We start from the raw sequence: 9443 nt of genomic DNA, 5'->3' as shown, positions 1-9443 counted from the left end.
CCTCGGCCCCACCCTGCCAGCCTTCTTGACCCCCAATGTGGTCAAGGTGCTGCAGGACAACTACGGCATTAAGCTGATCAGCACTCCGGAAGAGGACTTAAAGGCCATCCTGGGGTAATCTTAGAATTGGGGCTGTCCCCAAGCAAAGCTTGGGGACAGCCCCCTTCTCTCCCAGTCGCCTGATCCCATACCCCGGTCAAAACTTGGGTACTGGGTCGGCTCCGTAATCCTTGGCGGAGCAACCTGGTTGGGCAACTAGCTGCATGAGGCGCTCCCCTGCCCCCTCCTTACCGACGGGGTCGGGGGCGATCCCGGTCGCCGTCGTAGGGCACCGGCACATACTGAACCGAAGGCCGGCGCTGCCCCGGCTGAGGATAGAGCTCCATCAGCAAGTACACCTCGGGGGGCAGCTCGGTGCTTACCGGCAACCCCCAAGCGGCCAGCTGGGCCGGCCCAATGGGGTAATCGTGGGTCCAGCGGCCTTCGGTCAGGGCTTGGGCGATTTCCTCCGCCTTCTCCGGGTCCATCTTATCCAGCAAGATATCGTGAACCGTCCTCTTTACTTGAGCCATGGCCTTCTCAGCCACATCAGCCAGGATCAGGGTCCGGTCTTCTAGCCGATGGGTCGGCTTGGCCGCCACCGCCTTGAGGATGGAGACGGCCGGGTACTCCCCTAGCTGCGGGTCCACCGGTCCACAAACCGCATTCTCGTCCATGACCATGGCATCGGCTGCCAGGGCAATCAGGGTGCCGCCGGACATGGCGTAATGAGGGATAAAGGCAGTAACCTTAGACGGGTGCTTGGATAGGGCCCGGGCAATCTGTTCGGCGGCCAGCACCAGCCCCCCGGGAGTATGGAGGATGACGTCGATGGGCCGGTCTGGGGGCGTAAGGCGGATAGCGCGGAGCACTTGCTCTGAGTCCTCGATATTGATGTAGCGGCTTAAGGGGAGGCCAAGTAGGCTAATCATTTCCTGGCGGTGAATTAAGGTAATGACCCGCGTTCCCCGCCGCCTCTCCAGCTGGCGGATAAGCCGCATCCGGGCTAGAGCAATTTGCCGCTGTCTAACGACCGGCAGAAGCGACATGATGATGAAGAAAATAAAGAAAAAGTCAAAGCCGTTCACTGCCGCCACTTTCCCTTCCTCGTCCCAACCGGGGCTAGACTAACCTGCTCAGGCACCTTTATAGCCATATTGTATGTAGCCAGCAAGAATTTATCACTAGCCAGGCCGGGCTATCTACTCTCTGTTTTTAGCTATTTGGCAGGAAGGGAAGAGACAGGATTCAGGGGCGGGCGGGAGAGGGGTTGGCCAACATTGGTCCCTTCCGGCAAAACCTCCACCTTCTGGCCACCAAAGAGCAGCTGCACCTGCTCAACTCCAGGAAAGTCGGTCAAGGTAAGGAGAAGAGAATTTACCAAAAACAGTTCGTTGGCGCTGCCCCCGCCGTATTCCAAAGCTTTGCGGGTGAGATCCACAGTGGCCAAGCCGTTCTTAACCTTCAGAGAAAGCAGGCGGGTATCCCGCTGGATCGGTGAAAGTAAGCCTGACCCTTTGGGAGGGCCAGCTAAAAGGGCCTCGACCGCCGCCTTCATCGGCTCCTCGCCAGCCCTTATACCTACTGTCACTGGCACCAGGTAAGCAAGTTGCGAGTCGGCATAGTAGACGGTAACCCAACTCGGCTCGGCAACTGACCAGTCCGACCGAGCTCCCGGCCATAAGCCTTTAGCCGCCTCCGACTCCTGATCCCTTACTACCGGGCCGCCAAGGGCCTTGCCGGAAGTAGGCGGCAAGGGATTTATCCACAGCGGCCGCCCTAGCGGCGCCTTCAGGTCTATTCCTCCTAGGGAAGGAAGGGAATTGCCGTTTACCAACAATTGGACCTGGTGGATCCCGGAAAAGTCGGTGAGGGTAAGCACCAAGCCTTGGAGCGCCTGCTTCAAGCTTTGGGGATCCGCCTTCTTTGCCCAAGCAATCGGGTCGCCGGCTAAATCCACATAGGCGGTATCTCCATCAATCCAGAAATCTCTAAGTTTCATCTCCACCGGAAGCAGGCTTTTGGCCAGACCTTGGGGTGGACCGGCTAGGAACTTCTCCACCGCTACCCGAGGCATGCTGGGTCCTGGCCCCACCTCTACGGTCAAAGGAAGTAAATAGCGACCGTCGCCGGTAGCGTAATATATTACTGCCTGCCGGGGCGGCGCTGAGGGTGCGGCCCCGGGCTGGCCTCGTTTGGCTCGCAAATCGGCAGCTCGTTTTTCCACCGCCTGTGGAGCTTGGACAGAACGGGTCCAGGGTGAACAAGCTGAGGCCGCTAAGGTTACGCTTAAAGTTAAAAAAGTTAGAAGGCATCGGCGCGCCAAGCGCTTGAGCCAGGTTGGCATGACAACTTCTCCCTGCCGTCGAAAGTGCCGGTTTCGATCAAATATTCTCTCTCCATAGCCATTTTCCTCCCGCTTCGACAAAATTGCCAACCCAGGTTGGGCTAGTCATAACCGCCGGCGCGGCAGCACTAGGCCTCGGATGCTCTGGAAGACAACGCTGGCCATTAGCGCTAGCCCCAGGTACCCACCCAGGGGGTAGGCTACTCCCACCAGCCAGCTGAAGGAAAAGTTGGAAATTGGCACCACAAGCACCAGGATCAAAGCCAGGCAAGCACCTACCGGCCAAGCAAGATATTCTTGCATGCGCGCAATCAGGCCATAAGCATCGCCAGCAGCAGTAGTCAGAAGGGCGACCAACAGGCTCATGGCATACAGGTGCTGCCAGTACCTCTCGGTGTGCCCCAGGGCGGTGAGTAGGGGGATCTCGCTGTTCAGGGCCGGTTCTCCAGCCGATAGGATAGCTGCGGTGGCCACCATCGCCAACCCGCCAATAATCATGCCTCCCCACACCGTTCCCCGCCCAGCCGCCGCCGGCATTTGCCCGCCCAAGCTGGCTAACACCGCAAAGCCAATGATCATGTTGTAGGCTACATAAAGGCAGGTGGCTAATATCCAATTGTTGCCGATTAGACTTATGGGGTTGCAGGCGGCCAAAACCTCCAACCCCGGGCACTCCAACATCGGCTCGGTCAGGTCGGCAGTCCGGCTCACCAGCGCTACCAAGGCCAGGCCCATCATGATGGCTATTAAAGGCGGCACCAGATAAGTATTGAAGCGCACCAGGCCTCGGTTACCCCAAGCCACCGCCAGAATCGCCGCCACCGCCACCGCCAAAATGCCCCAGTGATCAGGAACATGCCAGTGCTGGGTGAAAACCGCCCGGGCTCCCGCCAGCATGACGGCCAGGGAAGCCAAAAGAAATACCCAAGTCAACCCGTCCAGGATCCTACCCGCCGGACCGGCCAAGCGGAGCAAAACTTGCCGGTAGGACACAGATCCCAGATTCCGCCCCATCTCAAAGCTCAAGTACCCCAGAACTGCAAAAAGCGCCCCCGCCAGCACCGTGCCAAGCAACCCGGTCCAGCCATAGCGGCCAAAGAACTGGGCCAGCTCCTGCCCAGAGGCAAAACCGGCGCCCACGATGGTGCCGCTATAAGTTAGGGCTACGCCCCAAGCGCTACGGTGAGCGCTTTTGCCCCCGGCCAACCCTTCTTCCATCACCTACCCCTCCCCTATCGCCGCAAATGCTCCCGAAATGTCTCCCATGCCGGGGGCGCTGCGCCGGCGAAAGACTAGTCTTGCACCTCGCCCCATTACCAACCTATGCCTAAGCCCAAGCCCTCATGCCCAACCGTTGCCGAGTATTAAACTAGCTGAAAATGCATATAATCTAGATACCCGGTCTGGGAAAGTAAATGGACCGGTTTGAGAGAGGAATTTAAGCGAGGTGGAAGTCATGGGCGGATTCTCTTGGTGGCATCGTCCGGCGGCAGCGCTGCCTGAAGCCGCCCTTAACCAGAAGATAAAATACCATTATGAAGATCCGGACGTGGTGGAGCGCTTGGGGGAGGCCTTGATCCGCCAGCTCTCAGCTCTTAACCCCGATGGCAGGCGACCGCTTGTTATCGTAGCCATTGGCACCGACCGGTCCACCGGCGATAGCCTTGGTCCTTTGGTGGGTAGCCGCCTAAAAGATCTCTCCCACGGCGCCATCCAGGTACTGGGCACCCTAGATGAGCCGGTGCACGCTGCCAATCTTCACCACTGGCTAGCCTATATTGAAGAGCATTATCCGGAAGCCCTGGTAGTGGCCATCGATGCTTCCTTAGGCCCAAGCGATAGTGTTGGTTATATAACTTTGGCCCCAGGGCCGCTCAAGCCTGGAGCCGGAGTTCAGAAAAACCTACCGTCAGTGGGGGAACTGCATTTAACCGGAACCGTTAACGTAGGAGGCTATATGGAGTACTTGGTGCTTCAGAACACCAGGCTGAGCACGGTGGTGAAAATGGCTAACCGCATTGCCGAAGCCATCTGTTGGGCTTACCAGCGGCTTGGAGCCCTGCCGCCGATGCCAGCTCTAGCTCCCACCGATACCCTGCGCTAGGCTCGGCTAAGAAAAAGCCAAGACTTATGCTGGGGTCGAGGGGCAAGGGCTACCTTAGTTCCTGTAAGTCTCGGGCAATCTCTTGGGCCGTCTTTCCCCGGGCGTCGATGACCGGAGCCTTGGTGTGGATATCCTCCATCTGGGCAAGGTTGTTGGCACTACCGCTGACCACTACTGCGCTTACCTGCTCCCAGGGAGCTTCGCCAATGCCTACCACGTCAAAACCTTGGGCCTCAAGTTCCTGCCGTACTGGCGCCAAATCTTCATCTACAGCTACTACCGGCTTACCGGTTGCTCTGGACAATGCTACCCACCCTCTCAATTCGAAAAGTTATCATTTGATCCCGTCTTAGTATGGGCAGCCAGCTATAGGGTTATGCCCCGCCCATCCGGCTCCATCTTGGCCGAGCCCCCATGTCACTAATAACGACACCACCAAGGATGAGGATAATGCTCTGGGGGGACAAGTTATCTTTGGAGCAGTTGGATGACCTCGGCATCGGTAACCTGAGGAAAATGGCGGTAGAATTGGCCGACCGCATAGAAGGGTTCCGGGGTGGCAAGGCAAATAAGCTCGTCCACTTCTCCCCGGAGAAAATCTACCGTTTCCCCCGGAGCCACCGGAATAGCCAACAGCAAACGGGTGGGCTGTTGCCGGGCCAGGTAGCGAAGGGCCGCCAAGGCCGTGAAACCGGTAGCCAACCCATCATCTACCAGAATCAGTACCCGCCCGCTAAGCTGGGGCGGGCGAGGACGGGATCGATATTGGCTGAGGCGGCGGCTGATTTCCTTGACTTCTGCTTCTACCAGGGGCGCAAGGCTCTCCTCATCTAAACGCAGATCCTCAAGTAGCCTGCGGTTCCACAAGGCGATGCCGTCCGGGGTCACAGCGCCAATGGCGAGCTCCGGGTTGCGAGGAGCGCCTACCTTCCGGGAAATCACTACATCCAGTTCGCCCCCGATAGCTTCGGCTACCCGAGCTGCCACCACCACCCCACCCCGGGGAATGCCCAGCACTAGCGGCGGTTGGCTGGCGGCGATGGCGCCCGAGGCGCCTTCTGGCGGCGACCCACCTTCTTTGACCGGCAGCTTCCCCAAACTAGCAGCCACTGCCTGGCCCAGTAGGCAGCCGGCCTGATTGCGATCCACAAAGGGCAATGTCCAGTCCGGGCCGTGGTTTTCGTCCCCTGGGTACCCCGGCCTGCGGGGGCATTTGAACATTTTGACAACCCCTTTTACAGATAGCTTGCTTCTAGCTGAGGCCCGCTGATACCCCAGCCGCTATTCCCCAGCCTGGGACCTAGTCGTTGTCCGCGCTTTCGGCCGGGTTTAGTCCAATCAGCCTAGCCTCACTGGTACTCTGGCTGGAAGGCAGGGCCTTGGTGGCTCCCGCCGAGCCTTGCGACATGTGGCAGTAGCCTTGAAAAAAGCCGCCAGGCTCGATGCTGATCACCTGGGCCCACACATCTCCTTCCAGGCGCCCGGTGGAGGCAATCTCCAGCCGGCCACTCACCACCACGTTGCCCTGCAGCTGACCGGCCAAAAAGAGATTAGCAGCCTCGATGTTTGCCTGGGTACGACCTTTTTCGCCCACGATTACATCGGACTCGGTCTTAATTTCTCCTTCAAAACGGCCTTCTATGCGGATAGCTCCTTGGGATTCCAGCCGTCCCTCGAAGTTACATTCGCTACCGATCAGGGTCTCCACTCGGCCCGGCACCGCCCGCCCTGGAACCGCTACCGCCTCTTTGCTTTTTCCAAACAATCCCTTCACCTGCCCATTGGGGTTTGAAACCACTGCTGCCTTGCCCCTAGGTGACTTTGCCGCTCAGCCTTGCCCCGACCCTAATCAAGGATCTGCAAAGGATCAACCGTCTGGCCATTGATTTCCACCATAAAATGCACGTGGGGACCGGTGCTGCGGCCCGAGCTTCCCACCCGGGCGATGGGAGACCCTCGGCTCACCTTTTCTCCCACTTGCACCAACAGGCTGCTAGCATGGCCATACGAGCTCTTGTACCCGTAGCCGTGATCAATGGTTACCATCCGCCCGTACCCCGGTTTCCAACCAGCATACACAACCACCCCATCGCCCGCTGCCGTGATCACTGTGCCCCAGGGCGCAGCTATATCCAGCCCATCGTGGAACTCCTGCCGGCGAGAACTAAAAGGGGACTCCCTCAAGCCGTAGGGGGAAGTGATGCGCCCATGAACGGGCCAAGCCGTAGGCAAACAGGCCAGGTACTTGAGCTTGGCCTTAACCTGTTTCTCAAGCAAGGCTAGGTTTGAGGCTTGGGCCTGGGCATCCAGCTGGAGATCCCGCCAGGTTTGATCAAGGAGCCCCAGCCGCTCCTCCTGCCCTGCTCCCGCTTGGTCCTGGCTCTGGAGCCAACTCCTCCGTAGCGTCCCTCCCATGCCCGGCGGCTGGGAGCGGGAGGATAAGTCGGTGCGGCTGTCAGCATTGGGCGCCGAGGTCCCGTCAGGTGAAAGGTTCAACAGGCTGCGAACCCGCTGATCCAGTTCCTTTACCTTCTCTAGCTGCTGTTCCGCCTGCTGGGCCCGGCTCTCCATCTCGGCAATAGCCTGGGCCTGCTGACGGTTCACCTGGCGTAAGCTCTCCAGGCGGGCAATCTCACTCCGGGCCTTTCCCAGGAAAATGCCCAGGCCAACTGCCAAAGCCAATACCGCTACCCCTGCCCCCAGGGCTAAACGTAATGCCCAACGGGGCAATACCAAGCTATGTACGCGCCCCCGCCCGTGGGGAACCAGCATCAGGGTTATTTGTTTATCATTCTCCGCCAGCCCAGAGGGATAGTCTCGCCGCCGGCTGCGAGCTTCCCCCCGGCCCGGCCGCAACCGAAACAACCCACGCCTGGCTAGGGCGACTATTACGCCCCAGGCCAACCCCATTGCTATCCTAAGCCGCTTACTCACTCTTTTCCCTGAAAGGATCATGTCCCCCATCCACATCCCCAGTTCTCGTCCAAAAAACATATATCTTCGGCCAGATTGCTGGTCCGCCGCTTGGCCCAGCCTCAAACCGTGAGCGGCTGGTCGTACCAGCGCTCCCCTAAAGACGGCTACTCTTAGCCGCAGCGCAACCACGTTTTCAATGGTTTCCTGCGAGGGCTTCCTCGATGGCTTGCTTTTCCTCGGCGGTTAAGCGCTGCTCCGAATTACCGTGGCGGACCTGGCGAATGAAGGTGCGACAATCGTCGCGATTGTGCAGGGTCAAAATCACCACCCCGCTCCCGTGGTCATCAAGGAGCGCCAAAGCAAAGCTTAAAGCTCCCCCAGCTTCGGGAAAGGCGTTGAAGCGTACCAGCCCTACCCGCTTGAGGCTCTTTTCCAGCTTTTTGGCCAAGGCTGCCAGCTGGGAGCGGTCCTCAGCAATCTCCCGGCGGCAGCTGTCGATGCCCTCTTGGCAACGGTGAATATCCTGAAGGGCACGGTCAATGGCTTGGCGGTTGCGCTCTACTTGCCGAATGAGGGAAGCGTCCTCCGAAGCTGGCTGTTGCCGCAGGCGGCGCCGAGCCCATATCATGGCAATTAGGCTAAAAAGCAAACTTAGACCCGCCAGCCCCACCGCCGCCAGGGTCGGATCCAACGGCAACAGCTGATTTAAGTTCATGGCTTGTTCCACCTCATGGTTTAATTACCGCACCCGCTTTAACCGCTTCTACATTCGCCGCAACCTAGCTGCCGGCTCTTCAGCCAGTAATTGACCCACAGACTGGTTTATTTCTCCACCCTTCGGCATTTTCCTCTCCCGGTCCCGATTTCTGAATTAAATGGCAACTCGCGCCAGTATGGCCGGAAGCATTCCTGGCATCTAAGCAGCTCCCAGGCCGGCAAAGCATAGTGCTGGTGAGCTAAGCCTCATCCAGCGGCCGGTTTAGCCATGCCTTCCCGCGCACCCGGCTCGGCACCTCGGTGTTGTCAACTATTGGCTCCAACCCGGCATGGGCAAGGAGAAGGACTTTGGAACCTTCCTGTCTAATAGAGTATAGTCGCTTTTCGAGGAGGCCAAATCATATGGATCGCGAGCGGTTAAAAGAGGTTCTAGAAGCCGTCAGAGCTGGCAAATATACCCCTGATGAGGCGCTGGAGCTAATTAAGATTCTCCCCTATGAAAACCTGGGTTTTGCCCGGGTAGACCACCATCGCGCCCTGCGTAACGGCCGGCCCGAGGTCATCTTTGCTCAAAACAAGACCCCCGAACAGGTGGCCCAGATAGCCCTTAGCCTTTATCGTGCCGGCAGCCCAGTCCTGGCTACTCGGGCCTCCCGGTCAGCTTTTGAGGCAGTTAAGGCTGCTTTTGCCTCGCTGGGGCAGGCCGATAAAGCCGGTTCGCTGCCGCCACCTAAGCCGGAACCAATAGCCATGGATAGCACCGCTCGCGGGGCAGAGGCCAGCGGACCTGAGATCGGGAATGCCTCGGCTTCCCCCGAGTGGGTTCCTGAGCCCCAGTACCACGAGTTGGCCCGCATTATTACTGTTCCTGGAAGAGAAAAGCCCGCTAGCGGCGGCCGCATCTTGGTCCTGAGCGCCGGCACCGCCGACCTCCCGGTGGCTGAGGAGGCAGCCATATCAGCTGAATTCATCGGTCACCAGGTTAGGCGAGGCTACGACGTAGGGGTTGCCGGACTGCACCGTTTGCTGGACATGGGCAGCGAGATTAGCCAGGCCCACGTGATAATCGTGGTAGCTGGCATGGAAGGAGCCCTGGCCAGTGTGGTAGGCGGCATGGCTAGCGCCCCGGTCATCGCCGTGCCCACCAGCGTCGGGTACGGAGCTCATTTCCAAGGGTTGGCGTCACTTTTGACTATGCTCAACTCTTGCGCCAGCGGCGTAGGGGTGGTTAATATTGATAACGGGTTTGGCGCCGCCATGCTGGCCGATGCCATCATAACTACCGCCCAGCGGTTGGTAGGCGCCAAGGCTTAAGCGGAG

Annotated in this window: 11 protein-coding genes; 3 read left to right on the top strand and 8 right to left on the bottom strand. The window is 59.0% G+C overall.

Features of this window, described 5'->3' with window-relative positions:
• A partial coding sequence (locus H5U02_03015; protein ID MBC7341413.1) for a hypothetical protein occupies positions 1 to 118 on the top strand: 118 nt, incomplete at its 5' end.
• A 169-nt stretch (positions 119 to 287) separates the two neighbouring features.
• On the opposite strand, the gene H5U02_03010 is transcribed toward H5U02_03015, so the two are convergent.
• The 3 genes from H5U02_03010 to H5U02_03000 form a co-directional block, all read right to left on the bottom strand.
• A complete protein-coding gene (locus H5U02_03010; GenBank protein MBC7341412.1) occupies positions 288 to 1127 on the bottom strand; it encodes a hypothetical protein in 840 nt (279 codons plus the stop codon).
• Between the two features lie 131 nt (positions 1128 to 1258).
• Positions 1259 to 2386, bottom strand: a complete 1128-nt coding sequence (locus tag H5U02_03005; protein MBC7341411.1) for a GerMN domain-containing protein — start codon at positions 2384 to 2386, stop codon at positions 1259 to 1261.
• 105 nt (positions 2387 to 2491) lie between these two features.
• Complete coding sequence (locus H5U02_03000) at positions 2492 to 3604, bottom strand: hypothetical protein (GenBank protein MBC7341410.1); 1113 nt, start codon at positions 3602 to 3604, stop codon at positions 2492 to 2494.
• A 238-nt stretch (positions 3605 to 3842) separates the two neighbouring features.
• Between H5U02_03000 and yyaC the strand changes: the two genes are divergently transcribed.
• Entirely contained in the window at positions 3843 to 4490 is a 648-nt protein-coding gene (yyaC, locus tag H5U02_02995) for a spore protease YyaC (GenBank protein MBC7341409.1), read from the top strand.
• 49 nt (positions 4491 to 4539) lie between these two features.
• Here yyaC and H5U02_02990 read toward each other — a convergent pair whose 3' ends face one another.
• The 5 genes from H5U02_02990 to H5U02_02970 all read right to left on the bottom strand — a co-directional run bounded on the left by H5U02_02990 (position 4540) and on the right by H5U02_02970 (position 8121).
• Positions 4540 to 4794 (bottom strand): YkuS family protein, encoded by a 255-nt coding sequence (locus tag H5U02_02990; GenBank protein MBC7341408.1) that lies wholly within the window; start codon positions 4792 to 4794, stop codon positions 4540 to 4542.
• Positions 4795 to 4958: 164 nt separating this feature from the next.
• Complete coding sequence (locus H5U02_02985; GenBank protein MBC7341407.1) at positions 4959 to 5711, bottom strand: phosphoribosyltransferase; 753 nt, start codon at positions 5709 to 5711, stop codon at positions 4959 to 4961.
• 79 nt (positions 5712 to 5790) lie between these two features.
• Positions 5791 to 6255 carry a polymer-forming cytoskeletal protein gene (locus H5U02_02980; protein ID MBC7341406.1) on the bottom strand — a complete coding sequence of 155 codons (465 nt, stop codon included), beginning with the start codon at positions 6253 to 6255 and terminating at the stop codon, positions 5791 to 5793.
• Positions 6256 to 6335: 80 nt separating this feature from the next.
• Positions 6336 to 7595 (bottom strand): M23 family metallopeptidase, encoded by a 1260-nt coding sequence (locus H5U02_02975; protein MBC7341405.1) that lies wholly within the window; start codon positions 7593 to 7595, stop codon positions 6336 to 6338.
• Positions 7596 to 7599: 4 nt separating this feature from the next.
• Positions 7600 to 8121 (bottom strand): DUF4446 family protein, encoded by a 522-nt coding sequence (locus H5U02_02970; GenBank protein ID MBC7341404.1) that lies wholly within the window; start codon positions 8119 to 8121, stop codon positions 7600 to 7602.
• Between the two features lie 404 nt (positions 8122 to 8525).
• Between H5U02_02970 and larB the strand changes: the two genes are divergently transcribed.
• Positions 8526 to 9437: a nickel pincer cofactor biosynthesis protein LarB gene (larB, locus tag H5U02_02965; GenBank protein MBC7341403.1), complete on the top strand. Its 912-nt coding sequence runs from the start codon at positions 8526 to 8528 to the stop codon at positions 9435 to 9437.
• Positions 9438 to 9443: the final 6 nt, after the last annotated feature.

The organism is Clostridia bacterium (genome assembly GCA_014360065.1).
Lineage (GTDB): Bacteria > Bacillota > DSM-521 > Neomoorellales > JACIYF01 > JACIYF01.
This window is presented reverse-complemented; position numbering and strand designations above follow the sequence as displayed.

What these genes read in the sequence shown, in the direction of transcription:
- larB (MBC7341403.1), top strand. Translation starts at nt 8,526, where the DNA reads ATGGATCGCGAGCGGTTAAAAGAGGTTCTAGAAGCCGTCAGAGCTGGC.
- H5U02_03000 (MBC7341410.1), bottom strand. Translation starts at nt 3,604, where the DNA reads ATGGAAGAAGGGTTGGCCGGGGGCAAAAGCGCTCACCGTAGCGCTTGG.
- yyaC (MBC7341409.1), top strand. Translation starts at nt 3,843, where the DNA reads ATGGGCGGATTCTCTTGGTGGCATCGTCCGGCGGCAGCGCTGCCTGAA.
- H5U02_02985 (MBC7341407.1), bottom strand. Translation starts at nt 5,711, where the DNA reads ATGTTCAAATGCCCCCGCAGGCCGGGGTACCCAGGGGACGAAAACCAC.
- H5U02_02970 (MBC7341404.1), bottom strand. Translation starts at nt 8,121, where the DNA reads ATGAACTTAAATCAGCTGTTGCCGTTGGATCCGACCCTGGCGGCGGTG.
- H5U02_03005 (MBC7341411.1), bottom strand. Translation starts at nt 2,386, where the DNA reads ATGCCAACCTGGCTCAAGCGCTTGGCGCGCCGATGCCTTCTAACTTTT.